The 26,626-nt window shown below is 42.9% G+C and carries 25 protein-coding genes; 10 read left to right on the top strand and 15 right to left on the bottom strand.

From position 1 onward, the window contains the following. The first annotated feature begins 8 nt into the window (after positions 1-8). Both WAE57_RS10625 and WAE57_RS10620 read left to right on the top strand, forming a co-directional pair. Positions 9-1,574 (top strand): ATP-binding protein, encoded by a 1,566-nt coding sequence (locus tag WAE57_RS10625; protein ID WP_337710606.1) that lies wholly within the window; start codon positions 9-11, stop codon positions 1,572-1,574. A 19-nt stretch (positions 1,575-1,593) separates the two neighbouring features. Then, positions 1,594-3,006 (top strand): sigma-54 dependent transcriptional regulator, encoded by a 1,413-nt coding sequence (locus WAE57_RS10620; protein WP_337710647.1) that lies wholly within the window; start codon positions 1,594-1,596, stop codon positions 3,004-3,006. A gap of 5 nt (positions 3,007-3,011) precedes the next feature. Here the strand turns inward: WAE57_RS10620 and WAE57_RS10615 are convergent, their stop codons facing one another. The 4 genes from WAE57_RS10615 to lptF all read right to left on the bottom strand — a co-directional run bounded on the left by WAE57_RS10615 (position 3,012) and on the right by lptF (position 8,068). Further along, complete coding sequence (locus WAE57_RS10615; protein WP_337710605.1) at positions 3,012-4,196, bottom strand: S41 family peptidase; 1,185 nt, start codon at positions 4,194-4,196, stop codon at positions 3,012-3,014. Positions 4,197-4,222: 26 nt separating this feature from the next. Next, the gene (gpmI, locus tag WAE57_RS10610) at positions 4,223-5,770 is read right to left on the bottom strand and encodes a 2,3-bisphosphoglycerate-independent phosphoglycerate mutase (protein ID WP_337710604.1); all 1,548 of its coding nucleotides are present in this window, start codon (positions 5,768-5,770) and stop codon (positions 4,223-4,225) included. 125 nt (positions 5,771-5,895) lie between these two features. Beyond that, complete coding sequence (gene lptG, locus WAE57_RS10605) at positions 5,896-6,966, bottom strand: LPS export ABC transporter permease LptG (RefSeq protein WP_086174149.1); 1,071 nt, start codon at positions 6,964-6,966, stop codon at positions 5,896-5,898. A gap of 1 nt (position 6,967) precedes the next feature. Next, entirely contained in the window at positions 6,968-8,068 is a 1,101-nt protein-coding gene (gene lptF / locus WAE57_RS10600) for an LPS export ABC transporter permease LptF (protein WP_237787457.1), read from the bottom strand. A gap of 158 nt (positions 8,069-8,226) precedes the next feature. On the opposite strand from lptF, the gene WAE57_RS10595 reads away from it, so the two are divergent. From WAE57_RS10595 to WAE57_RS10585, 3 genes are read left to right on the top strand one after another with little or no spacing between them, the layout of a single operon-like run. Then, entirely contained in the window at positions 8,227-9,675 is a 1,449-nt protein-coding gene (locus WAE57_RS10595) for a leucyl aminopeptidase (protein WP_337710603.1), read from the top strand. Then, positions 9,668-10,075 (top strand): DNA polymerase III subunit chi, encoded by a 408-nt coding sequence (locus tag WAE57_RS10590; RefSeq protein ID WP_237787455.1) that lies wholly within the window; start codon positions 9,668-9,670, stop codon positions 10,073-10,075. Before WAE57_RS10595 ends, WAE57_RS10590 begins: the two co-directional genes overlap by 8 nt. A gap of 28 nt (positions 10,076-10,103) precedes the next feature. Next, on the top strand, positions 10,104-10,736 hold the full coding sequence (locus WAE57_RS10585) for a hypothetical protein (RefSeq protein WP_237787454.1): 633 nt from the start codon (positions 10,104-10,106) through the stop codon (positions 10,734-10,736). A 93-nt stretch (positions 10,737-10,829) separates the two neighbouring features. Here WAE57_RS10585 and WAE57_RS10580 read toward each other — a convergent pair whose 3' ends face one another. From WAE57_RS10580 to glnK, 7 genes are all read right to left on the bottom strand, one after another. Then, on the bottom strand, positions 10,830-11,375 hold the full coding sequence (locus WAE57_RS10580) for a VTT domain-containing protein (protein WP_237787453.1): 546 nt from the start codon (positions 11,373-11,375) through the stop codon (positions 10,830-10,832). A 112-nt stretch (positions 11,376-11,487) separates the two neighbouring features. Next, entirely contained in the window at positions 11,488-12,147 is a 660-nt protein-coding gene (locus WAE57_RS10575; protein ID WP_237787452.1) for a riboflavin synthase, read from the bottom strand. Between the two features lie 28 nt (positions 12,148-12,175). Further along, positions 12,176-13,468 (bottom strand): DNA adenine methylase, encoded by a 1,293-nt coding sequence (locus tag WAE57_RS10570; RefSeq protein ID WP_237787451.1) that lies wholly within the window; start codon positions 13,466-13,468, stop codon positions 12,176-12,178. Continuing rightward, positions 13,465-14,580, bottom strand: a complete 1,116-nt coding sequence (ribD, locus tag WAE57_RS10565; protein ID WP_237787450.1) for a bifunctional diaminohydroxyphosphoribosylaminopyrimidine deaminase/5-amino-6-(5-phosphoribosylamino)uracil reductase RibD — start codon at positions 14,578-14,580, stop codon at positions 13,465-13,467. The genes WAE57_RS10570 and ribD overlap by 4 nt, the downstream gene beginning before the upstream one ends. Before the next feature lie 25 nt (positions 14,581-14,605). Then, the gene (nrdR, locus tag WAE57_RS10560) at positions 14,606-15,064 is read right to left on the bottom strand and encodes a transcriptional regulator NrdR (protein WP_086174158.1); all 459 of its coding nucleotides are present in this window, start codon (positions 15,062-15,064) and stop codon (positions 14,606-14,608) included. Between the two features lie 138 nt (positions 15,065-15,202). Further along, entirely contained in the window at positions 15,203-16,612 is a 1,410-nt protein-coding gene (locus tag WAE57_RS10555) for an ammonium transporter (protein WP_237787449.1), read from the bottom strand. 58 nt (positions 16,613-16,670) lie between these two features. Beyond that, the gene (gene glnK, locus WAE57_RS10550) at positions 16,671-17,009 is read right to left on the bottom strand and encodes a P-II family nitrogen regulator (protein ID WP_086174160.1); all 339 of its coding nucleotides are present in this window, start codon (positions 17,007-17,009) and stop codon (positions 16,671-16,673) included. 279 nt (positions 17,010-17,288) lie between these two features. Between glnK and WAE57_RS10545 the strand changes: the two genes are divergently transcribed. From WAE57_RS10545 to WAE57_RS10535, 3 genes are all read left to right on the top strand, one after another. After that, positions 17,289-17,516, top strand: coding sequence for an accessory factor UbiK family protein (locus WAE57_RS10545; protein ID WP_237787448.1), 228 nt, complete (start codon positions 17,289-17,291; stop codon positions 17,514-17,516). Positions 17,517-17,584: 68 nt separating this feature from the next. Beyond that, complete coding sequence (locus WAE57_RS10540; protein WP_337710602.1) at positions 17,585-19,072, top strand: YifB family Mg chelatase-like AAA ATPase; 1,488 nt, start codon at positions 17,585-17,587, stop codon at positions 19,070-19,072. Positions 19,073-19,078: 6 nt separating this feature from the next. Continuing rightward, entirely contained in the window at positions 19,079-19,585 is a 507-nt protein-coding gene (locus tag WAE57_RS10535; RefSeq protein ID WP_337710601.1) for an N-acetyltransferase, read from the top strand. 126 nt (positions 19,586-19,711) lie between these two features. Here WAE57_RS10535 and WAE57_RS10530 read toward each other — a convergent pair whose 3' ends face one another. Continuing rightward, entirely contained in the window at positions 19,712-20,476 is a 765-nt protein-coding gene (locus WAE57_RS10530) for a TorF family putative porin (RefSeq protein WP_337710600.1), read from the bottom strand. Between the two features lie 1,369 nt (positions 20,477-21,845). On the opposite strand from WAE57_RS10530, the gene WAE57_RS10525 reads away from it, so the two are divergent. Further along, positions 21,846-23,180: an OprD family outer membrane porin gene (locus WAE57_RS10525; protein ID WP_337710599.1), complete on the top strand. Its 1,335-nt coding sequence runs from the start codon at positions 21,846-21,848 to the stop codon at positions 23,178-23,180. Positions 23,181-23,270: 90 nt separating this feature from the next. Here WAE57_RS10525 and ppa read toward each other — a convergent pair whose 3' ends face one another. Next, on the bottom strand, positions 23,271-23,807 hold the full coding sequence (gene ppa / locus WAE57_RS10520) for an inorganic diphosphatase (protein WP_237787444.1): 537 nt from the start codon (positions 23,805-23,807) through the stop codon (positions 23,271-23,273). 124 nt (positions 23,808-23,931) lie between these two features. Next, positions 23,932-24,333, bottom strand: coding sequence for an MAPEG family protein (locus WAE57_RS10515; protein WP_337710598.1), 402 nt, complete (start codon positions 24,331-24,333; stop codon positions 23,932-23,934). 105 nt (positions 24,334-24,438) lie between these two features. On the opposite strand from WAE57_RS10515, the gene WAE57_RS10510 reads away from it, so the two are divergent. After that, entirely contained in the window at positions 24,439-24,819 is a 381-nt protein-coding gene (locus WAE57_RS10510) for a hypothetical protein (protein WP_337710597.1), read from the top strand. A gap of 50 nt (positions 24,820-24,869) precedes the next feature. Here the strand turns inward: WAE57_RS10510 and WAE57_RS10505 are convergent, their stop codons facing one another. Next, a complete protein-coding gene (locus tag WAE57_RS10505; RefSeq protein ID WP_337710596.1) occupies positions 24,870-26,546 on the bottom strand; it encodes an AMP-binding protein in 1,677 nt (558 codons plus the stop codon). Positions 26,547-26,626: the final 80 nt, after the last annotated feature.

Here is a 26,626-nt window from a genome sequence, read left to right as displayed (position 1 = left end):
AGACATGCATGACGCAACCTACCCAGACCTTTGAGTTTAACCAATATCATTTAGGCATTTGGTATAGCACCTACCGATTCATTATTGCGACCAGTCTTCTGCTGATTTTCTTGTTAACTTATCAGCGCTTAAATACCGACTATCATTATCCGCAGCTTTATCTTTACGCCCTTATAGGTTACGTAACGATAAGCTGTATCCAGTTAATCACGCTTAGAAATCTACGCTTAAAAATTTCACAGCAGCTGCCGCTGTTATTTGTTGTCGATGTGATTGCTTTAAGCTTACTCACCTTGGCAGTAGATGGTCCTAACCTGCAATTAAGTTTGCTGTTTGTGATTACCATCTTTGCCGCATCGTTATTACTGAATGCCAAAAAGGCGCTGATCATTACCTTAATTGCGGTAATTAGTGTGATTTATCAGCTTTTTTTAGGCACTATTTTTGATTTTTCTTCACTGAATAATATTGGCAATAGCGCGGTACTGGCCTTTCTGTTTTTCGTGGTTTATGGCAGTGGTCAAATTGCGGTAAAACGCTTCCAGTTACTGGAAAATTTAAATTTTTCCCAATCGCTAGAATTAAACCGACTGCAAAACCTGAATCGCTATATCTTGGAACAAATTGAACTGGGGTATCTGGTTTTAGATGAAAACTGTCATATTGTGCTGAGCAACCCTGCTGCCTGCATGCTTTTAGGCATTCCCTCACTCTATGCCTATGACAAATATCCTCTATACAAGGCACAGCCCGATTTATTTGAATTAATTAAATTTGATCAACTACAGGACGGAGAAAAATTCCAGTTTGAGTCGCAGCTCAGCCATTATCATATGCATATTGAAGTGCAAAAACTCATGGTTCCGCATCAAACCCTGACCCTGCTGGTGTTGCAGGATGCCACCAAAATCAATCAACGCGTACAACAATTAAAACTCGCGGCATTAGGTCAATTGTCTGCCAGCATTGCCCATGAAATTCGCAATCCTTTAGCGGCCATTGTACAAGCCAATGAACTTTTCAGTGATAGCGATCAGCATCAACAAGCAGCTTTGAGCCGAATGATTTCCAAACAGGCGCAGCGTATAGACCGTATTGTACAAGACACGCTAAATATGGTGCGCAATAAAGAAACCCATCCTTCAAACATTGAGCTAAAACAGTTTATTCCCTTACTAATCCAGGAAGATTTGGCGGATATTGCCACTCAAATTAAATCTACCGTTCAGGGCAAAATTTTTATTCGTTTCGACGAGGCACAACTTCGTCAAGTTCTGATTAACCTGATTCGCAATGCCATTCGACATAATTCACCTGAGCATTCACATATCGAATTGAATGTTTATTTACAGGAAACCAATGTACGTATTGACGTCCGTGATTTTGGGGCCGGCGTTGCCTCCAAGGATCTGGCTTATTTATTTCAACCTTTTTTTAGTACCGAAATCACAGGAACTGGTTTAGGATTATACCTATCACATAGTTTTTGCGAAGCAAATCAGGCAAAACTGAACTATGTAGAACAAGAACAAGGGGCATGCTTTCGAATAGAATGCCTGCGAGTTGCTTTATAAATTTAAATTGCTGGGGTGTATTGTGGAACAACAACCACTTGTTTTATTGGTGGATGATGAGGAAGATTTGTGTACCCTCATGCAAATGTCTTTATCTCGTATCGGGATCAAAACCCATATTGCACATCGTGTTGAACAGGCTAAAAAATTCTTGTCTGAATACCGCTATGATGCCTGTTTAACCGATTTAAATTTACCAGACGGTAATGGACTGCAACTGGTGGAATGGATTAACCAGCATTTTCCCTCCATACCGGTCGCGGTACTGACTGCCTATGGCAATATGGAAATTGCCATTGCAGCACTTAAAGCTGGCGCCTTCGATTTTGTCAACAAACCGGTGAATCAGAAGCATCTGGAACAACTCCTGCAAAAAGCTTTTAACAAACCGTTTGAACATTTTCAGACCAAAGAAGACAGTTTGGAACAAAAATTATTAGTTGGACAATCCCTGCCGATTCAACAGTTACGAGTGACCTTAAATAAAATTGCCCGCTCTCAGGCACCGGTATTTATTACCGGTGAATCCGGGACAGGAAAAGAAGTGATTGCCAATCTGGTACATCGCCTCAGTAACCGTAATGAAGGTCCGTTTATTGCCATTAACTGCGGAGCCATTCCGACTGAATTGATGGAAAGTGAACTGTTTGGGCATAAAAAAGGCAGCTTTACTGGCGCCACACAAGACAAACAGGGCCTGATTCAATCTGCCCATGGCGGCAGTTTGTTTCTGGATGAAATTGCCGAACTGCCTTTAAGCATGCAGGTTAAACTGCTGCGTGCGGTACAGGAAAAACGCATTCGTCCAGTCGGTTCAGACAATGAAATTGATGTCGACTTTCGCGTGATTAGTGCCAGTCATCAGGATCTTGAAGCCTTGGTTCAGCAAGGCCGCTTTAGACAGGATTTATTCTTCCGCATCCATGTCATGGATCTGGTGCTGCCTCCGCTACGTGAACGCGGTGACGATATTATTTTATTGGCACATCACTTTATTCAGAAAATTAGTCAGGAATGGGATATTCCACCAAAACAGCTGACTGATCGTGCGAAAAGCTTTTTATTGAGTCAGTATTATCCGGGAAATGTGCGTGAACTGCGCAATATTATTGAACGTGCCATTACCTTAAGCGATGACGAAAGAATCGACTTGCAACACTTGCAAAGTGCACCTTTACGTTATCCTACCGCAGCAGTGCCAGCCGTAACGGAAGATCACCATACATTGCGTAGTGATATCCTGATTTCTTCCAAGAAATTACCTGATGAAGGTTTAGAGCTTTATCTGGAAAATATTGAAAAAGATATTTTACTCAATGCCCTGAATTTAACCCATTGGAACAGAACACTGGCCGCTAAAAAACTGGGCATGTCTTTCCGTTCTTTGCGTTATCGTCTGAAAAAATTTGGCCTAGATACTGACGAGGACTAGGTTGTTTATTTATGACTTAAAATGATCTCTGCAACATGTTCCAGATAGTTTTCTTCTTTCATCTCATGTTGCAGCAGATACTGTTGATTTGGCTGAATGCCCACGCCTTCGATCATCTGCCCTTTCGGGGTGTAGTAATGCGATACTGTCATCTGTAAAGCAGCACCATTAGACAGCGGGAACAGTTTTTGTACTACCCCTTTGCCATAGCTTTTTTCACCCACTACCCAGGCACGGTCGTGATCTTTCATGGCGGCAGTAAAAACTTCAGCGGCAGAAGCTGAACGGTTATTGATTAAAATACCAAGCTTTAAATTCTGAAATTCAAAACTGGGCAAGGCCTGAAACTGCTGATCGCCTTCGGAACGGCTTTTAGTTGATACGATGATGCCTTGATTCAAGAATAAGTCGGCCGATTCAACCGCAGCCGACAACAAGCCGCCAGGATTATTTCTTAAATCGAGCAATACCGCTTTCAGACGTGAAGAAGAAGAATGTTCTTCAATCAAGCGTTTGATTTCATTGGCTGTATCTTGCTGAAAAACTTTAACTTTGATGACCAGCACCTGATTATGCAGCAGCGTTGCCTGAATATCGGTTTCTATTTTTTTATTACGCACCAAAATCAGCGGCTTGCTATTTTGTGCCAGTTGCAAGCTTAAGGTAGAGCCAATCGAACCATTCAGTAGGCTATTGACCTGATCATGGTTGAGTTTTTTCAGTTCCTGATCATCAACCTTGAAAACGCTCACGCCATTGCGCAAACCTTGCTTGGCTGAGTCGGCATTATCCTTTAAACCTTGAATAACCCATTGATGCAACTGCTGGTCATAACCCAGTTCAAAATCGACAGAGGCAATATCGCCTTCGGTATATTGCAACAGCAGCTTATAATCTTCTGGACTTAAATAACGTGAATAACGATCCAGACCACTGACCAGACCTTTAATCGCCTGCTGAAATAAGGTTTCGTCATTTTTGTCATCGACATAATTTTCTTTGACGATGCTATAAATCTGGACAAATTGCTGAATTGATTCTACCGGAACTTCAGCATAATTCTGTTCGACTTCATCATCAAAATCTAAAACAGGCTGAGCCTTGCCTTTTACCGCAGCAAGGGCGGAATGGCTCACGCATATGAATAACGTTGTTAAAATGACAACCTTTTTCCAGCGCTGTAAAGCCATCCATCCACCTGTTTATACAAAAAATTTTATGATTTTAAAGTAATCAAATTACGACCTTTCATTTCAGCAGGTACAGGAATTTGCATGAGGTTCAACAATGTTGGAGCAACATCTGCAAGGACGCCACCTTCAGCAATGGTTGCAGAAGTTGGGCCGACATAAATAAACGGAACCAGTTCAGTGGTATGTTGCGTATGTACCTGACCGCTTTGGTAGTCCTGCATTTGCTCTACATTACCATGATCGGCAGTAATCAGCATATGGCCTTTTTTAGCCATTACTGCTTCATATACACGGCCCAGGCAAGTATCCACCGCTTCAACGGCTTTCACTGCTGCATCAAATACACCGGTATGCCCTACCATATCACCATTGGCATAGTTCACCACCAACAGGTCATATTCACCTGAGTTAATTGCCGCAACCAGTTCATCGGTAACTTCATAAGCACTCATTTCCGGTTTCAAGTCGTAAGTTGCCACGCTTGGAGATGGAATCAAAATACGTTTTTCACCCGGGTATTCATCTTCACGACCACCGCTAAAGAAGAAAGTCACATGGGCATATTTTTCAGTTTCAGCAATACGCAGCTGAGTTTTACCCAAATCAGACAAGTATTCACCAATCGAATTTTTCAACGCTTCTGGCATATAGGCCACAGGTGCATCAATGGTGGCTTGATAACGGGTGAGCATGACAAACTTAGACAGGTTTGGTACAACTTTACGTTCAAAACCGGCAAAGTCTTTTTCTACAAAGGCTTTGGTAATTTCACGCGCACGGTCAGCACGGAAATTCATGAACACCACACTATCGCCATCCTGAATTTTAGCCAGTTCGCCAATACGGGTGGCTTTGACAAATTCATCCGACTCATTTGCCGCATAAGCCTGTTCCAGACCTTCAACAGCTGTTGCTGCGGTACGTGCAGCTTCACCTTCGGTCAACAGGCGATAGGCTTGTTCTACGCGATCCCAACGGTTGTCACGATCCATGGCAAAATAACGACCGATCATGGTCGCAATACGTCCCTGACCCGAATACTGGGCAAAAACCGCATCTAATTTTTCTAAAGAAGGCTGAGCGCTTTTTGGTGGAGTATCACGACCATCAAGGAAAGCATGCAGATAAACTTTTGCACCACGTTTTAACGCCAGTTCAGCCATGGCAACAATATGGTCTTCATGCGCATGTACGCCACCTTGTGACAACAAGCCCATAATATGTACTGCACCACCTGCTGCTTTGGCTTTTTCTACCGCATCAATCAACACTTCATGCTCAAAAAAAGCACCGGTACGAATGTCTTTGGTAATACGGGTGAAATCCTGATACAACACACGGCCTGCACCAAGGTTCATATGTCCCACTTCAGAGTTGCCCATTTGACCATCAGGCAGGCCGACATCTTCACCTGAACCCGAAATCAAACCATGGGGATGCTTTTGTTGCATAGCAGTTAAGTTAGGTCGTTTTGCTGCCAGGAAAGCATTGTCTTCGACCGCTTCGCGATGACCCACACCATCCATGATTACCAAAACGTGAGGGATTTTGCCAGCAGTTGCATCCGTCATAATGAACACTCTTTTGTTTACAATTTCATCGTTATATCTTACCGAATTTTCGGTCAAGACTCTATGTGCAGATCATGACTAAAGCTGATCATGCACATTGTTTTTACCACTTTGTATTGAAGCATTTAGCGGGCACGGCGCAGTAAATAACCGCCCACCAACATCATCAGCGCAATCGGCACAAACACAAACCAAGCTGGTGAGGGTGAATAGACCAGACTGGCATAGCCCAAGAAGTCCTGAAGATAGAAGAAGCCCAAGCCGGTAAATAAGGCAATCACCAGACGGAAACCCATCGACTGCTGACGTAAAGGGCCAAAAATAAAGGAACAGGCAATCAGCACCAGGCCAATCAAGGCAAAAGGTGAACCAACTTTTTGCCAGAAGGCCAGCTGGTAGGTTTTTGGAATCTGGCTATATTCATGCATATAACTCATAAAGCTCACCAACTGACTCGGCGATAAATCTTCAGGGTCAATCGTGACCATATGCACATATTTCGGTTGCAAGGCTAAAGTCAGAGGCAGCTGATCGGTTTTCACCAAGGTTGAATTACCTTGCGGCAGAATATCCATTTGCGCAGCAGTTTTCAGATTCCAAGCACCATCTTTAACAAACTGACCTTGCTCGGCATTTAAAACACCTTTCAAGTGATAACGATCATCAAAGTCAACCACTTGAACATGTTTTAGCTGTCCTTGCGCATTGGCATAATCAATATAAATAAAGCGCTGACCTTCGCGTGTCCAGTAACCATTGACTTCACCCAGTGAACTTACGCTACGGTGATCTTTGACACTTTTGGCCTGTTCATTGGTATAAGGAATCACCCATTCACTTAAGACAAAGGATAAAACTACCAGAATCAGGGCTGAGCGAATCACCCAGCCGACTATACGCCACAGGCTGACCCCAACCGAACGCATCACTACCAGCTCACTATTGGAAGCCAAAGTACCTAAACCCAGCACAGCACCAATTAAGGCAGAAATAGGTAAAATTTCATACAGATAACGCGGTGCACCCCATAATACATAGAGCAATGCCTGCCAGGCACCATAGTTCTCGTTGAGTGAACCCAATTCACCCAAATAGGTAAATAAAACCTGTAGAACCGATAAAACAGCTGTAGCACCTAACATGGCAAGTGCCGTGGTTTTGGTCACATGTTTGGCAATTATTCGACGTGCTAACATTTTAAGACCTCACCTGCTGAATTCGTTTCTTGATTTTCGGTGCCAGTTTCTGCTTTCGGGAAAACAGGGCTGCGGCAACAGCATAGGCCAGCAACACCATAGGATATGCCCAGATGCCCATTTCATCTTTACTGACCCGGGTTTTTACCGCCATGAGTGCCACAATCAAACTGGCAAAAATCAGTAAGGCAGGGAATAATTTTAAATAGCGTCCCTGACGCGGGCTCACTTCACACAGTGCAATCGCTAGCATTAAAGCTGTCACAATGGAAAATGGCACAAAGATACGCCAGCCCAATTCACTTGCCACCACCGGATCAGTACGGTTGTTCCAGAGCTTGCCAATCGGTAAGGCTTCGACTTCCGCACTTTCAAATTTGGCTTCTTTATCGCTTTCCAGACGTAAACGGTAAGACTGAAATTCGGCCTGGGTATATTTGGGTGTGCCGGGGAAAATCTCATAACGGCGCCCTTCAGATAAATCGACAATACTGGCCGTTTCATTGGCCACTTCTACACGAGTGGCTTCTTTCGCCAGAATCATGACATCAGGCTTGCCCGGCTTTTCTGCGCGTTGATAGAAAAACACATCTTTAAGGTTACGACGGTCTTCCGACAGGTCTCCGGCATAAATAGTATAAGGACCGGAAGAAATAAATTCTTTGGGACGGACCAAATCAAAACCGGTTCTGACCGCCTGATTGGTGGTCAGTTCTTCAAATTTACGTAGTCCCCATGGAGACATCCACACCATTAACACGGTTTGCACAGCAAGAAAAACCACCGTCAATGGAATCAGCAAACGCCCCAGCTGGTTACGGCTGATGCCGCTACCATTCATGACTGCCATCTCATGATCGACATAGAGACGGCCAAACACCAGCATCAGACCAATAAAAAAGCCGAGCGGAAGAATTAAGGTTAAAAATTCTGGCAGTCGATAACCAATAATACTAAATAAAATACTGGTATCTAAACGACCTTGTGCCGCCACACCAAAGAACTTGATCAGCCGACCACCCATCATGATTAAGGTCAGCAAGGCAATCACCACCAAGGATGTAGACACCACTTGCTTGACCAGATAACGCCGAATAATCAAATTAATTCTTCCAAAAAAAGGCAAATAAAAACTAGCGCTAGTTTACCCGAATGGTGAAAATATAAAACCTATACTGTTGTTGCGCATTGAAACTCTATTCATAGAAATGTTTCAATGGTTTAATGGTTTGCAATCTTTCAAAGGCATGAATACAGAACATGAAACTGACAATTAATACGTCATTCCAAGAGAATGCATCTAGCCCATATTTGTTGATATTAGTCGATTCTGAGCAACTTCAAAAGGCAGAGACTGCTTATGAAATCAATGGTTTAAATACATTAGTAGAAGCTGCTCAATTTAAAGCCAGCCTGACCGAATCTTTGCCTCTTATTGGCAAAGTCGCAGCATGTGCAAATACTGTCCTGATTGGCTTGGATAAGGCAGCAGAACTTCAGCCAGCTAAATTAGCAAAAATCGCACAAACTATTATCAAAGCGTCACAAAAAAAATTCCAACAGATCAGTATTGATATTTCTGCATTGCCACCCGAACAGCATTATTTATTTGCCTTGGCTTTAACTCAGGCCAGCTATGCTTTTGATGAATACAAATCCAAGAAAAATGAATTTGTACTGCAACAGATCAATCTGATTGCTGCAAACAGCACTTTAAACCCGCAACAGTTGGGCCTGATTCATGCCGTTCAGTCAGGTCAAAGTTTGGCACGTGACCTGGGCAACCGTCCAGGCAATATCTGTTTCCCTGAATATCTGGCAGAACAGGCTCAAGCCTTGGCAGCGCAGTATCCGGACTTGCTGAAAGTGACCGTGATTAATGAACAACAAATGGCTGACTTGGGCATGAATGCCTTCCTGGCCGTAAGCAAAGGTTCAGACCGTCCGGGCCGTGTGATTACCCTTGAATATAAAGTCAATACAGAACAGGCACCTGTGGTACTGGTCGGTAAAGGCGTAACTTTTGATACTGGCGGTATTTCACTCAAACCAGGTCTAGGCATGGACGAAATGAAATTTGACATGTGTGGCGCTGCATCTGTACTAGGCACCATGCGCGCATTATGTGAAGCAAAACTGCCGATTCATGTAGTGGGTGCCATCGCTGCTGCTGAAAACATGCCTTCAGGTCATGCCACCCGCCCGGGCGATATCGTAACCACCATGAGCGGTCAAACGGTGGAAATTTTAAATACCGATGCGGAAGGCCGTTTGGTGTTATGCGACACGCTGACCTATATCAAACGTTTTAATCCGGCGCTGGTGATTGATATTGCAACTTTAACCGGTGCTTGTGTAGTGGCCTTGGGTTCAGTCTTGTCCGGTTTGTTTACCCCAGATGACGAACTGGCTGCCGAAATTACCGCTGCAGGCCAGACCTCTTTTGACCGGGTATGGCGCATGCCGGTGCTTGAAGACTATCAGGAACAGCTAGACTCTCCTTTTGCCGATATTGCCAATATCGGTGGACCTAAAGCCGGCTCTGTGACTGCAGCATGTTTCTTGCAACGTTTTACCCGTGAATATCGTTGGGCACATCTGGATGTTGCCGGTACGGCATGGAACTCAGGTACAGCCAAAGGTGCAACCGGTCGCCCTGTACCATTACTGGTTCAATTCCTGGCAAACCGTGCGCAGTCGAATGGCTAAAGTCAGCTTCTACCTGTTTGAAAAAAGCAATGAACGGCAAGTGCAAAGCACTTGCCGTTTGTGCCGCAAGATTCTGAAACAGCCGGCGCATATCTGGTTGTATTGTGCCGCCCCAGACTTGCAACAGCAGCTCGATGAACAATTGTGGAGTTTTGATCCGAGCAGTTTCATTCCGCATGGCATTGATCAGGAACAGGCCCCAATTTGTATCTCCTCCCGGCTACCGGAACAATCTGACTGGATTGTGTTTAATTTTAACAATCAAGCCATTGAACAGATTGATAAATTTAGTCACATTATAGAAATCATAGAAAATAACGAATCGGCAAAACAACTGGGTCGTGAGAAATTTAAACAATATCGACGCTTAGGTATTGAGCCACGAACTTTCAAGCTTTAGCTGATCAATAGAAATAAGGAGAGATAGGGTGGCATTAAATGTCGGTCAAGATTTTAAACAGCGCTGGTTAAATGTACCTGAGGCTGTTCGTCAGGCATTTATTGATGACCTTCACCGTGTCTGCAATGTGCTGAAACCTGAAACCAATATTCAGAAGTGGCTAGAAAAAGATAAAGAAGCACAAAAGCAATCTTATGAAAAAATTGAACAGGCCTATGTAGATCGCAAGGCTCAACTGATTGAAGAGGCTCGTTTACGCAAGCAACGAGCTTTAGAACAGTCTTTGGAAAAAAAGCGTGCTGAACAGCTGGCTTATGCACGGGCATTACAGTTAGATGAAGAAAGACAATTTGCCGAGCAAGTTCACACCTTGACTTTTATTCGTCAAAACTTAGAGCACGAAACGCAAACCTATACCGCGCGTTATCACAAGAACCCTGCGGGACCGGCCTTGAATTTTGCTAAGGGCATGATCTCGATTACTGACCATGAAATATTATCGGAACTGGAAAGTGTGCGTTTACGTCTAGAACTGGAAGCTGAAACCCTGATTGAACAAGCGGTGACCGTATTCCGTGCCAAGTTACATCAGGCTAGCCAGGAAGAAATTGAGTACATTTTAAAGAATTCTAATTTATCTACGGAAAAGCCAAAAACCTGATTGCTTATCTCAGTTCATTTAGGCCATTTTTAAATATGCTAAGTTAAAATAAAAGCGTCCACTTCGGTGGACTTATTTTTTATTATCCAGATATTAAAACAAGTCTACTGCAATTCCGAGCATATTGCCTGTGCCATAGCCAATCCCCAATAACAGGCCAATCCATACCAGTCCGCCGGTGATGTTATAAAACATAAAACTGAACACATTCATATGTCCTGCCCCGGCAGCGAAGGGCGCAAATGAACGAACAAAAGGAACAAAACGTGCCATCAAAATGGTTTTACCGCCATGTTTGGTAAAATAGTGATTGGTCTTGACGATATATTCAGGTTTTAAAAAACGTGAGTGCTCATGGAAAAACCTAAACCCCAAAATCTTCCCGGTATAGTAATTGACGATATAACCTAATACTGAGGCAATAAACAATAACACTCCCATAGAAGATAAATGCACATCAGCTGCAGTTGAACACAGGGCACCAATGGCGATCAGTAAACTGTCTCCCGGCAAGAAAAACATAAACACCGAACCCGTTTCTGCAAAGATAATCAGAAATAAAATGGCATAAATCCACAAGCCATACTGATCCAGTAAAGTAGGTAACCATTGTTCAATATGCATTAGAAAATCAAGCATCTTCAGCTACTCACTTTAACCACATTATTTTCATAACTTATTAAAAATAAAAACTAAAAATAAAAAAACAGCCTGGTTTTTTCAATCAGACTGTTTTCTATTCTAGGATGTTTTACTTCAAGAAGCCATTTTCTGCCAGAAAAGCCATGCTTATTTTTGACTGTTCTTTGGTGTCGGCAGCTTTGTCACCCAGCATTAAACGCTCGATATAGCGTGCCAATACATCCACTTCCAGATTCACTTTGGCACCAGTTTTCCAGGTCCCAATATTGGTTCGTTCTGCAGTATGCGGAATCAAATTCAGGCTGATGATATTGCCACGCAGGTGGTTAATGGTCAGGCTAATGCCATCCACCGTTACCGAACCCTTTTCTGCCAGATATTTGGCAATTTCAGCCGGTGCAGTCACTTCATAATAAATGGAGCGGGCGTCTTCACGTACCAGGGTAATTTCCCCAACCGCATCAACATGGCCGCTGACAATATGTCCACCAAAACGGGTCGTCGGCAACATGGCTTTTTCTACGTTCACGCGCTGACCGACTTTCCAGTTACCCAGTGTGGTACGGTTTAAACTTTCCCTTGAGACATCGGCAGCGTACCAGTTTTCACCCCATTCAATCACGGTGAGGCAAATCCCGTTGGTGGCAATCGAATCGCCCAAATGAACATCAGACATGTCGAGGTTGGTACCAATACGCAAACGTACATCACCGCCCACGCTTTGCAGACTTTCCACTTTACCTAGACTTTCAATAATGCCTGTAAACATAACTTGTTCTCTATTTGCTGTATTTGTTTTACCACAATGCCAATTGCGTACTTACACCGGTGGTATCGACACCGCCCAGTTCAGCAAAATGGTACAGCTGACCCAAGAGTTGGCGTAGCGGCGGGCCAGATTTGGCATGGGTATCGGTGATGACAATAAACTCAAGTACACGTGCACGTTCTGACTGGCGCTGCTTGCTGACCCGATAACGTGGAACATCCTGAGTGAGCAGGGTGACGCGGCCGCGTTTCAGATTGGCCTGCAGCAAGTCACCGGCTTCAATATTACCATCGGTCGAATAACTGGTCAGAATATAACGTGCATTAATCGTTGCCAACAATTTCTCATACGCATCTTTGGCATGTTTGGATGAATTGTACTGGCTTGGACGCTCTTTACGCCAGGCCCGGTCAATCCCGCTCTTGAAACCTTTGGTATCCGGGCTGGGTAAATCCACCTGATCCCACAAGGTTAAGGCATTCAGCACATGATAGTTACTGCTATAGGCATGCTGATTATATGGCGGATCCAGATAAGCGATATCGACCTCAAAATGACTCATCTGGTTGGCCAGATGCTGGGCATCGACACACCACATTTCCGCAGCCGGTTTTTTCGGGTCACCGATTTCACAGAAACGGCTTGGCGTCAGCCAGAGTAAGGATTCAATCCGTTCCAAAGCGGTTTGGGTTTTGCCACCCCAACCATGGTGAAAACTTTTAAATACCCCTGAAGTATTGCTGACAAAACTGGCTGAATACAGTAAGGGAGCCAGTAATGCCGACATTTCCACATCATTAATGGCACCTTGTGCCTGCCAGGTGGCAATTTGCTGACGGATGGCATCAATACGCATGCCGTTGCGGCGTTTGAAGAACAGGCGATCGCGGGTCGGATCATAAATTTCGTCATTGCGCGGACACAGGTTATGCGTGACCCAGCCTTTCACTTCAGGCAAACGGTTCAGATAATCAATAGCTTTTTGATAGCCGCCCAACTCTTTAAAAGCCGGGGCTTCTGTACACGATAAAATGGCGCTGTTTAAAGCATGGCTGTAAGGTTCCCAGTCATTGGCTATCACACGATAACCATTTTGTCGCGCCAGACGCGAAACCACCCCAGAACCAGCGAAAAAGTCAGCAAAAATAGGCGCCCGGCCATTGTGGCTATTTAAGGTTCCCGTACTCTCAAGCGCTTCCAAAATCAGATGCAGTAACCGGCGCTTATTGCCTAAATACGGAACAAGCTGGTTGAAAAGGTATTCATCTGTAGTACGTGCTGAATGACGACGTTTATGATAAACCGAAGACTCTGAATTCATACTGTCTCTTGAGAAGGGATTAACCTTAAGCGCACATCATTCCCGACTTGAACCAGGTCGATGAGCTTAAATCGAAGTTGCTCTGCCATACGGTCGAATTCCGCATTAAACATCGCACGAGCGGTTTGACCTAAAAAGGTCGGTGCAACATAGCTGATCATTTCATCCACCAGTTGCTGCTGCAAAAAGGCCGTGGATAATGTTGCCCCTGCTTCCACCAGCACATCATAAATTTGATATTGGGTAGATAAGGTCTGTAGTAGGTCTTTTAAAGGCTGTACTGGCAATTGTAGCACGCCCAAATCGGCCAGTTCCTGACGAAACGGCCCCATCACCATGAGCGTTTCGGGCTGCTGGAGTATTTTTGCAGTCAGAGGTAAACGTCCCTGGCGATCCAGTACCAGACGTTTAGGCTGCACAATCATACTGATATCGGCAATGCCATCCAGCTGACGCACATTCAGCTGGCAGTCATCAGCAAGTACCGTTTCAATGCCAGTAATGACGACACCTGAAATCGCGCGCCAGTGCTGTACATCCTGACGGGCTGCGGCTCCGGTAATCCATTTCGATTCACCGGATGCCATGGCAGTACGACCATCCAGACTGGACGCCACTTTTAAACGTACATAAGGCATGCCCGTAGCCATGGCTTTTAAGAAGCCGTGGTTGAGCTGATGAGCTTCTACCTGACAGATCCCGACAGCAACTTCAATGCCAGCCTCTTTTAGAATTTGTACACCCTTGCCAGCCACCAATGGATTGGGATCAGGGCAAGCCATAATCACTTTAGCTACCCCGGCCTCGACCAGACCTTTGGCACACGGTGGTGTACGACCATAATGCGCACAGGGTTCCAAAGTGACATAAGCCGTTGCCCCACGTGCCTGCTCACCTGCTTGGCGCATGGCAAAAACTTCGGCATGCGGCTGTCCGGCTTGAGGATGAAAACCCTCACCCACCAGCTGCCCATCTTTAACGATGACACAGCCGACATTGGGATTGGGTTTAGTTGAATATTGTCCAAGTCTTGCCAACTTAATAGCACGTTGCATCCAGAGCTGATCTTGCTGCTGATCTAGTTGAATGAGATCTTGGTTTAACTCGGACATTGAATGGCTCTTGGAAAATAAAATCTTAGTGTTCGCGCTGCTGCATTTGTTCAATTTGACGACGGAAGGCTTCGACATCCTGAAAGTCTTGATACACCGAGGCAAAACGGACGTAAGCGACATGGTCTAAGGCAAATAAAGCCTGCATCACAATTTCACCAATGGTACGAGATTTGACATCGCGCTCACCTAAACGGCGAATCTGCAACTGGATATCACTGAGTACCGTTTCAATCTGTTCTTGAGTCACCGGGCGTTTTTGTAAAGCATGCATCAGTGAACGACGCATTTTCGCCTCATCAAAAGGTTCGCTTTTGCCATCGGATTTAATGACTCTTGGCATTACCACTTCATAGGTTTCAAAGGTGGTAAAACGTTCACCACAACTGATACATTCACGACGGCGACGAATCTGACAGCCTTCAGCAGCCAAACGCGAATCGATCACTTTACTATCTGCAGCGTTGCAAAATGGACAATGCATAGCGGTTTAATTGAACAAATCAAATCGGATTTAGAGTGTAGCAAAAATTCTGCTCTTTGTAGAGGCTTACGCAAGATATGGAAAAAAAACAGCCCTGACGGGCTGTTTTACACAATATATTGATTATAGGTTTTTATATTATTCTACACGTTCGCCATGTTGACTCAGGTCAAGACCCATACGTTCGTCATCACTCGCAACACGGATACCAATCACCAGATCAATCACTTTCAGAATGATAAAGGTCAATACTGCAGAGTAAGCGATGGTTGCCAGTACACCTTCAAGTTGCACCCATAATTGATGCATCATGTCTGTCGGTACTTTATCGCCCATGATGAATTCACTTGCAAACACTGCAGTCAGGATTGCACCGACAATACCGCCTACACCATGCAAACCAAAGGCATCCAAAGAATCATCCGCTTTCAGAGCACGTTTAAGCGCTGTAATACCCCAGAAGCACACCACACCGCCGATCAGACCCATAGCCAATGCACCACCTACAGTCACGAAACCTGCTGCCGGTGTAATCACCACCAAACCTGCAACTGCGCCAGATGCACCGCCCAATACAGAGGCTTTACCACGAATCAATTTTTCAGTAATCAACCAGGCAATTGCTGCTGCCGCTGCAGCAACTTGTGTAGCAATAAGTGCATAACCCGCTGAACCATTTGCCCCCAATGCAGAACCGCCATTGAAGCCAAACCAGCCTACCCAAACCAGGCTTGCACCAACCACGGTTAAAGTCAGGTTATGCGGAGCCATAGATTCACGGCCCAAGCCCATACGTTTACCCAGCATGTATGCAGCGACTAAACCTGCCACACCCGAGTTAATATGAACCACCGTACCGCCTGCAAAATCAAGCGCACCATCATTAGCTAACCAGCCGCCGCCCCACACCCAGTGAGTAATTGGTGCGTAAACAACCACGCTCCAAATCGTAATGAATGCAACAAAGGCACCAAATTTCATACGTTCTGCAATCGAACCGGTAATAATGGCTACAGTAATGATGGCAAATGTCATTTGGAAAATAACAAACAGAATTTCTGGAATTGTTCCGGTTAAGGCAGTGGTCGTAATTCCAGATAACATGATTTTATCTAAATTACCAATGAAAGCATTGCCACTACCAAAAGCCAGTGTATAGCCAATCACCACCCAAGTAATACTGACAATGGCTGCCGCAACAAAGCTATGTGCCATAGTGCCAAGTACGTTTTTCTTACGAACCATACCGCCGTAAAATAATGCGAGTCCTGGAATGGTCATCAATAAAACCAGTGCTGTAGACACTAAAATCCATGATGTATCACCTGTATCTAATTTTGGTTCTTCTTTCGCAGGTGCTGCTGTTTGTTCAGCTGGAGCAGGTGCCGCAGCTAATTCAGAATTTGTTGTTAATGATGTATCAGCAGTATTAGCGACTGCTACATTTTCAGCAGGAGTGGATGCTGCTGTGACGGCTTCTTCAGCCCATGCAACAGAACCACCTAAAAGTGCGCCAGATAAACTCAGCGCAATGAGCATTTTTTTCATTCGTATCCCCCAACCTAGTTTTTTGAGTTATTAGCTACTCAGCAAACTTCATGCCAAATTAAACAGCATCTGCACCTGTTTCACCGGTACGGATACGGATGACTTGTTCTAAATTAGTAACGAAAATTTTACCGTCACCAATTTTACCTGTGCTTGCTACACGCGTAATCGATTCGATTACTGAATCTACCATTTCATCGCTAATCGCGATTTCAATTTTTACTTTAGGCAAGAAATCAACAACATATTCTGCACCACGGTAAAGTTCAGTATGACCTTTTTGACGACCAAAGCCTTTGACTTCAGTTACGGTGATCCCTTGAACACCAATGTCAGAGAGTGCTTCACGCACGTCATCTAATTTAAAGGGTTTTACAATTGCAGTTACGAGCTTCATGTTTGTTTTCCTTCGGCTTCTTTCACCAGTAAGGTTTTATGTTCAAATTTCGTGCCAAAAATTCTAAGGTTGGGGGAATTAGAAACTTTGACACGAGTTTTCTTTATAACCTATTTTATACTTTTAGATGTAGTCTGAATTCCAAAAAGTAGACATTTTTACTATAAAATTAACGATTTTACATATCGGATAAAGTTATATCCGGTCGCATGGGACTATGGTCTAGGTTTGAGCAATGCTACACTAGCGCCACTTCTCCATCACTATATGGACACTGCAATGATTGAAACCCTATTACAAGCCATCATGGAACAACTTGATCAACCGAAAAAGGATGTTGAACATAATTTACGTGCCTTACTGAATGAAGCTGTCAGCAAGATGGATCTGGTGTCTAGAGATGAAATCGAGCGACAACGTACTGCCCTCGATACCGCCAATTTACGATTAAATGAACTGCTTAAACAAGTTGAAGCCTTAGAAATTAAAATAAAGAACAATAAATAAGCACTTTTTCAGTGCATAAAAAGACCAAAAACGATTAAAAATAACGCACTACAATGGAACAATAATAAATGTCTTTTGCCAAGATTTATACTCGAGGTCTGCTTGGACTTCATGCCCCGCTGATAGAGGTCGAAGTGCATGTCAGCCAGGGCTTGCCTTCTTTAACCATTGTCGGACTTGCCGAAGCGGCAGTTCGTGAAAGTAAAGACCGGGTCCGTTCTGCCATTATCAATAGTGGTTTTCAATTTCCTACCAAACGTCTCACTATCAATTTAGCGCCTGCAGATTTGCCCAAAGATGGTTCGCGTCTGGATTTGCCCATTGCTTTGGGCATTTTAATCGCTTCGGGACAACTGCCTGAAAATGTGACAGATCATCTGGAATTTATTGGTGAACTCGCCCTGGATGGTCAGCTTCGACCCATCACCGGTATTTTGAGTATCGCCATTGCCTGCCAACAGTCCGGACATCATCTTTTCTTGCCGCAGCAAAATGCTCAAGATGCCTCGCAATTGCCCAATTTTGAAGTGTTTGCCGCCCATCATCTAAAAGATGTCTGTGAGCATTTATCTAGCCAGCACCCGATTCAGCAATATCAAGCGCATAGCAGCAACCAAATCAATCAGTACAAATTTGATTTAGCCGATGTCAAAGGTCAATTGCGCCCGCGACGTGCTCTTGAGATTGCCGCAGCAGGTGGACATTCACTGCTGTTTAAAGGCCCGCCCGGCACCGGAAAAACCCTACTAGCCTCCCGCTTGGCCAGTATTTTACCACCCTTGGATATGCAAGAAAATTTAGAAGTTGCCAGCATTTATTCGGTTGCCAATAACTCGCATCCCTTTGGGCAGCGTCCTTTTCGTGCGCCGCATCATACTGCTTCCGCAATTGCCCTGGTGGGGGGTGGCTCACATCCTAAACCGGGTGAAATTACCCTGGCTCATTTGGGGGTATTGTTTTTAGATGAACTGCCCGAGTTTGATCGTAAAGTTCTGGAAGTATTAAGGCAACCACTGGAATCTAAAGAAATTGTGATTTCGCGTGCATCAAGACAGATTACCTTTCCAGCCAACTTTCAACTGATTGCCGCAATGAATCCCTGTCCTTGTGGTTATGCCTTTAATCAGGATATTCGCTGCCAATGTTCCGCAGATGCGATTAAACGTTATCAAAATCGCATTTCAGGTCCACTACTGGACCGGATTGACCTGCATATTGATGTGCCGCCTTTACAGGCACACGAATTACAAGATACATCAGCGGTTGAAAATTCACATACGGTTCGGGAACGGGTGATTCAAGCCTATGAACAGCAGATACAACGGCAAAAATGCCTGAACCATGCTTTAACGCCTCAGCAACTTGAACAGTTTGCCTGCCTCGATGCGCAGGCTCAGAAAATTATGGAAATGGCACAGCAACGCTTGAATTTGTCTGCCCGGGCTTATCATCGGGTATTACGTGTCGCGCGAAGCATTGCCGATTTATCGCAACATGCCGAGATTCAAAGCCAGCATTTAACCGAAGCTTTGTCTTATCGGGCACAACAGGGCTAATCCAAGATGCATAATTTACTGATTCGTAGTGAAAATCCTGATGATGATGCGGCAATTAGCCATGTGATTGAACAGGCATTTCAAAAGCAGCAATACTCCAGTCATAACGAACAATTCATTGTCACTGCTCTGCGCAAGGCCAATGCCCTGACCATTTCTTTGGTCGCTGTTTTAAATCAGCACATTGTGGGACATATCGCTATTTCACCGGTACAAATTTCTTCAGGTGTGCAAGGCTGGTATGGCTTAGGGCCTGTAGCTGTTTTACCAGAATGGCAATTGCAAGGGATAGGTTCAGCACTCATCCAATCCGGATTAAGCCAATTGAAAACTCATGCAGCCAAAGGCTGTGTGGTTTTAGGTGATCCGGATTTCTATGCCCAATTTGGTTTTAAGGCTGTTCCTGAATTACTCTTGGAGCATGTTCCGGCTCAATATTTTCAGGCTTTGTCTTTTCAGGGAGATATACCTCAAGGTTATGTCAGCTATCATGCTGCATTTTCTGCCACATGAGCAAAAATAAAGCATTGCTTTATTTTTAGCGCAAGGGAAAAAATGTCAGAAGCCCCCCCAATAAGCTCCATAAAAAAACCTCCAAAGTCATGCTTTGGAGGTTTTTTTTATGCCTTGAAATTACAATTAGAATGTTTTGGTTAGGGTAAATACCGCACCGGTATCCACCGCACGTGCTGCAACATCCGATAAACCATCAGTATCAATATTGGTTCCTACAGCTGCCAGTTCAGCACTGGCACCTGGAATGGATTTAAAGCCATAGCTTAGCCCCACTTTCCAGTCTACATAATTATCATCACCATCATTAAAGGTATATTTGTCTTCATCTACAACGGTATAGCCTACAGCAGCAACCCCACCAAAACCTGATGAACCAAATGGAACTGAATAACCCACATTCACATTCCAGCTGTCTGCATCTACACCCGCATAGTCATTGGTATAATTGAGATTGGTTAAAATGCTGTCACCTTCCGCAATCACACTCTTGAAGCCTAATTTACCGTATAATTCAACCCAGCTCAGATCAGTGGCACTTGGATAATTATAGTACACCACCCCAACATCTAATGTCGGTTTGCTACTGAAAGCTTCAAGGGTAGTGGCATAGCCAAGCGATGGATCCAGTTCCAGGCTAGGTGTGCCGCTGCCAAAATTCACATTGGAACCCCACAAGCCAAAATATAACCCTGAAGCATGAGCTAGCGTGAATCCTGCTTGTACGGCTGGATCATTTTCTGTTTGAGTCAGACCACGGAAACGATAGTCTGTAGTGACGGCTGCACTACCACTAAAAGACAGGCCAAAAGGTAAGGCAGGTGCATCTGCAGCAAATACAGCACCTGACATAGTAGCTAAAGTGGTCACAGCAAATAATTTTTTAAGCATTTTATAGATCCCCGACAGATTTTTATGGATTCAAGAGATATCAGCAATTGCTATGCCAGTTTAAAAAATAACATAGTAATTTTTAGCCCGTAAATCGCCATTAATATATTAATATATTGATATTTATTAATTTATTATTTAAAAATAAAAGCAAAACCTAGTCATTTTTCGAGCTTCACCAGATTGACAGCTTTCTCTCTTTTAGATGGCCTGCATGCTGATATAGCTTAAATATTTATTTACAACCTGCCTTATTTTGAGACTGTTTTTTCGAGTGGAGCTAAAAATGCCTAGAAAAAGTGCACAAAAAATATTCACCGTACGCTTATTTATGCATCGCACTCCTTCTCTGACTAAAATCGGCCATTTAAAACCCAAATCCACCGGCTCAAAAATCTCTATCAAAATAAGCTGCTACCTTCTCACGCTTTAATCAAGCAATATTGGCCATGCTTGACTTACTGACCTATTAAGCACACATCGCAGTAGAGGTCGGGAGCATGACCTCCTGCAAAGTTATGTTTAAAACCTTAATCTTGATCTGCACACGATTATTCAAAAGTCCTGGCCTAGACTGGCCAATAGCTGCGAAACCAAGGATGAATCAGCTTTTATGTACCTATGCCCAACTGATAGCTAAAAACAGATCATGATTTTCATCTCACTGCCCACATTTTATACACCAAAGCCTCATATGGACTTTTTTGCTAATGATCAGAGCGTATTTTCGACTCATATAAATCAGGCACTTATTGCGCGCAAAAAATAATACAATCTTATGTGGACTTAGCAGAATTTATTCCAGCTATGAAATGATTAAGATTTTACTCAAAGATAAACTGAACAATAAAAATTAAAACTTTGTCTATAATTTTTGGTCAATTTTTTGATCATTTTTAAAGCATGTTTATGGAACAAAAAAATCGACATATAAACCCAGTTTTTTAACCAAAAAATCTTATTATTTCAGGGAAAAATCAGCTGATCTTGCTACTTTCTTAAAAATAAAATCATTATAAAGAGGTGTTTCTGCTGATATCACTGATTGATAAAAGCCATGTTTTAGGCCTGATATCAAAGTTTAGGGCGCTAAAATAGCATTTTTCAAAACCACAACCCCCTATCAATTTTTAATAAGGCATCGGCATTAACCCAGAATTTATTTAGAGTTAAAATATCATATTGTTTTGTAAAAAAATTTACACAAATAATAATTTTTTAATATTTTGTTAACCAAAAGGTATAATTTACATTTAAACACGTTATAACTTTAATTAAATAAAATGTATTAAAAAAAGCTTTTTTTGCGATACATTACGTATACAATTCTGCCAATTTCTTCTCCCATTTTGTATAAGGCTCTCTCCCAATGCAAAAAGCTAAAAAACTTACCTTAGCAGTTTTAATTCAAGCTGCCTTAATTTCAACTGTATATGCTAGCGAGCAAAGCGAATCGAAAGGCTTTGTTGAAGATGCAGAAGGTTCTGTATTGTTCCGTACAGGCTATTTAAGCCGTGACAAAAAAAATGGTGTAGATGACACCAGCTCTTTTGCTCAAACAGCAATTGTGAACCTGGATTCCGGCTACACTCAAGGCTTGATCGGTTTTGGTGTGGGTGTCGTGGGTGATGCTTCATTTAAATTGGGTGAAAATAAACATGCCGGTAATGGCATGATTCCACGTGAAACTGGCCTAAACAGTCAAGGTCAACTCACCAAAGGTGCAGGTGATACTTATGATCACTGGACCCGTGGTGGTGCCAATGTAAAAGCACGTGTATCTAATACTGATGTACGTTATGGTACCCAAGTTTTAGACTTGCCTGTATTAGCCAGCAATACAGCTCGTTTAGTTCCTGAATATTTCGACGGCTTCCTTGTAACAAGCCGTGAAATTAAAGGTCTGGAACTAACCGCAGGTAAATTCACTAAAAACCAGTATTCAGACCAGATCAATTCAGATGGTAATGAACTAGACCGTGCAGTGGTATGGGGTGCAAAATATCAAGTTAATGACAACTTGAATACTTCATATTATGGTACTGATATTAAAAATAAATTAGAACGCCATTATGCCAATGTAAACTTTAAGCAAAATCTTGCCAACAACAGTTCACTCACTTATGACTTCAGTGGCTATCATACTGAATGGGATCGTGGCGCCAATAGCAACTTATATTCATTCATTGGTCCAGCTGATGGTGATTACCAAAACTCAATTTGGGCAGTTTCTGGTACTTATAACAAAGGTCCGCATAATGTCATGTTGGCTTACCAGCAAAACTCAGGCAATACTGGTTATGACTATGGTTTAGGTCGAGGTGTGGGTGACGGTCATCAAACCATTTACATGCCAAACTCTTATCTGTCAGACTTTATTGGTAATGACGAAAAATCAGCGCAAATTCAATATACTTATGACTTTGGTGCAATGAATGTTCCTGGTTTAACTTGGACATCAGCGTTCGTTTACGGTTGGGACATCAAAGCAACTGATAATAAGGGAACAATGATCAGTAACGATGCTCAAGAACGCGAGTTCTTTAACCAGGTGAAATATACTGTTCAAAGTGGTTTTGCCAAAGATGCCAGCTTACGCGTACGTAATTCTTACTACCGTGCAAGCAATGATTATCAAAGTAATTACATCGGTGACACTAACGAATGGCGTATTTTCCTGGATATTCCTGTGAAATTATTCTAATTCCACAGCTTATTTAAGCTAAATAAAAAAACCTGCACAATGTGCAGGTTTTTTTGTGTAAGCCTTTCAGGCTAAATTCGAAACAAACAATTATTTGTTTGCTTCTGTATAAGCTGCAATTGAGCTAAGTACTTCCTGTTTTGCAACATCAGCACCTTCCCAACCACTTAACTTCACCCATTTTCCTGGCTCTAAGTCTTTGTAGTGCTGGAAGAAGTGTTCGATTTGGCTGATCAAAAGCGGAGGAAGATCGGTATATTCCTGAACGTCTTTATAGATCGGTGTTAATTTGTCGTGTGGAACTGCAACCAGTTTCGCATCAACACCACCGTCATCTTCCATGTTCAATTTACCCACAGGACGGCAACGAATGACTGAACCTGGTTCAACCGGGTGTGGAGTCACAACCAATACGTCAAGTGGGTCACCATCAAGAGACAAGGTGTTTGGCACATAACCGTAGTTTGCCGGGTAGAACATTGCAGTACCCATGAAACGGTCTACAAATAATGCATCAGAATCTTTGTCGATTTCGTATTTGATTGGTGCTGCATTTGCAGGAATTTCAATAATTACATAGATGTCGTTTGGTGCATCTTTACCCGCTGGGATATTGCTGTAGCTCATAGCATCACTCTTTAACAAGTTAAATCTTTTTTAAACCGCAACGATTATAACGGTTTTTGCGTATTAAATAACTTTTCGATTATACATCTGCTGGGTGAAAATATGTATTTTCACATTTTCAGGCTCAGGTGGTTAATTTAATCACCAGTAGCAACAGACAAATCGGACACAGCAAGGATAAGGTCCAGATAATGGAACGCAAAGTGGCCCAATTGGCTAAATAACAGATGCCGTAGAAAATACGGAGTACAATATATGCCACACCAAAAGTCATAATGATGTTTTGAGAAACCACCATATATTCTGCCATTAAAATAGAGGCAATAAATAAAGGTAAACTTTCAAAACTGTTTTGTTGTACCGCATGGGCACGTGCTGCTAAACCTGTGGTTTTAGCCAAAAATTCGCGCGGATTCTGGTTGTCTCGTGCTTTAAAACCTGCTGTTTTTTTTGCAATAGTGGTAAAAACATAGGGCAATAAACATGCAATTAAGATGAGATAGATTATTCCGCTAATGCTTTGCATCTCATTTTTCTCATTAAAATTTTATGCTGCCTATCATAGCATGGTGTTTTCGCAATATTTTTTGTAAATTATAGTGTTTTTATAAATCAGCAATAAGGATCCATGATGGTCAATCCTGATCAAGACAAAATGTTTGATGTACTCGAAAAGCAACGCCAACATCAACGTAAAGTGGATCGTGTACTCAAAGTCGTATTGCCTATTGTTGCATTCTTGGTTGCTACAATTTGTGCCAATATGAATGCCTGGTCTATGCTGGGTACCCTGATTATTTTAATTGTAGCTTTGTGGATGGTCACCATTAAACGACAACCTTTATGGTCCTGGCTATCAGGCATTTTGGTGTATTGCCTCATCGACAACTATTTCAGCTATGGTAGCTTGTATTTACCCGGCTTTAGCCGTCAATTTGGTACCATGTTTACCTTTGTCGGTATTTTTGGCATAGCACGTCCCTATATTGATCGATGGCTGTTAAAAGATTAAGGCCCAAATAAAAAAAAGCGCCAATCACGGCGCTTTTTTTATTGCAGCATTTATGCAGTTTTACGCAAGTCTTTACGCAAGATTTTACCTACGTTGGACTTCGGTAATTCTTCCATAAATTCAACATAACGAGGACGTTTATAACCGGTTAAGTTTTCTTTAGCGAAAGCAAGTACTTCTTCAGTTGTCAGTGATGGATCTTTTTTCACAACAAACAGTTTAGGCACTTCACCTGATTTTTCATCAGGTACACCAATCGCAGCAACTTCTAATACTTTTGGATGCTTAGAAATCACTTCTTCAATTTCTGAAGGATAAACGTTAAAGCCAGACACCAAGATCATGTCTTTCTTACGATCGACAATCTTGATATAACCACGAGAATCCATTACACCGATATCACCGGTACGGAAGAAACCATGGATCATCACTTTTTCAGTTTCATCTGGACGGTTCCAGTAGCCTTTCATGACTTGTGGACCACGAATCGAGATTTCGCCTTGCTCACCCAGAGCAACTTCATTGCCATCATCATCCAGAATAGCAACTTCAGTCAGTGGCAATGGGATACCAATGGTACCGCTGAATTCAGTTGATTGCGGTGGATTCGCTGTTGCAACAGGTGAAGTTTCAGATAAACCGTAACCTTCAATGATATTGGTACCGGTAACTCTCTTCCATGCTTCAGCAGTAGAAGGCAATACCGCCATACCACCACCCATAGCCATTTTCAGTTTGCTATGATCAAGCTGTTTAAATTCTTCATTGTTTACCAATGCATTAAACAAGGTATTCACTGCAGGGAAGAATGATGGCTGGTATTTACGCAGTTCTTTCATTACCGCAGGTAAGTCACGCGGGTTTGGAATAAGCACGTTGGCTTGACCTTTATACATACCGTACAACGCACACACCATGAATGCAAAGATGTGATAAAGCGGTAAGGCACAGAAAATACGGTCATCCGGTTGCCCATCTTGAGCACCAAATTTACTTTGGAAAATACCGTCACACTGCAACATGTTCGCAACCAAGTTACGATGGGTCAGTTCAGCACCTTTAGAAACACCTGTAGTACCACCGGTATATTGAAGTACCGCTGTATCACTGAGCGTGAGGTTAGGACGTTTATAGTTGCTTGCGCTCACTTTAGCCATTGCTGCGTTAAAACGGATATGTCCTGGAATATTCCAAGCTGGGATTTGCTTACGTACTGAACGTAACACAAAATTCACCAGTGTACCTTTTAAGGCACCTAGCATATCGCCCACAGAAGCGACGACAACGTGCTTCACAGGAGTTTTACCAATAATAGCCTGATAAACTGTTGCAAAGTTTTCAACAATAACAAGCACTTCCGAACCTGAGTCATTTAACTGATGCTCAAGCTCACGCGACGTATATAACGGGTTTACATTGACCAATATCAGACCGGCACGGAAGATACCCAATGCCACGACAGGATATTGAAGGACGTTTGGCATCATCACCGCCACACGTGTACCTTTTTCCAAACCTAAACTTTGTAAATATGTTGCAAATTTACGACTTGCTTCTTCCAACTCATTAAAAGTGAGAACTTTATCCATGAAAATAAAGGCGTCACGTGAGCCAAATTTTTGAAAATTACGTTCAAATACATCAACCAATGAGGTATTTTCAGCAGGTAATTCTACAGTTTCCGGAATCCCTGTCTTTTGGTATTCAGCGAACCAAATCTTTTCCATAATGCGTATTACTCCAATCTTAATCCTTAGTTTTTAAACTGTTTTTTTCTTTGCTGAACCTAGTTTTTTCCTTTTATGGT

Origin of the sequence: Acinetobacter sp. NS-4, from assembly GCF_037402435.1 — a bacterium.
In the GTDB taxonomy this organism is placed as follows: domain Bacteria; phylum Pseudomonadota; class Gammaproteobacteria; order Pseudomonadales; family Moraxellaceae; genus Acinetobacter.
Note: the sequence above shows the minus strand (reverse complement) of the source record. Positions and strands in the feature narration are given on the sequence as shown.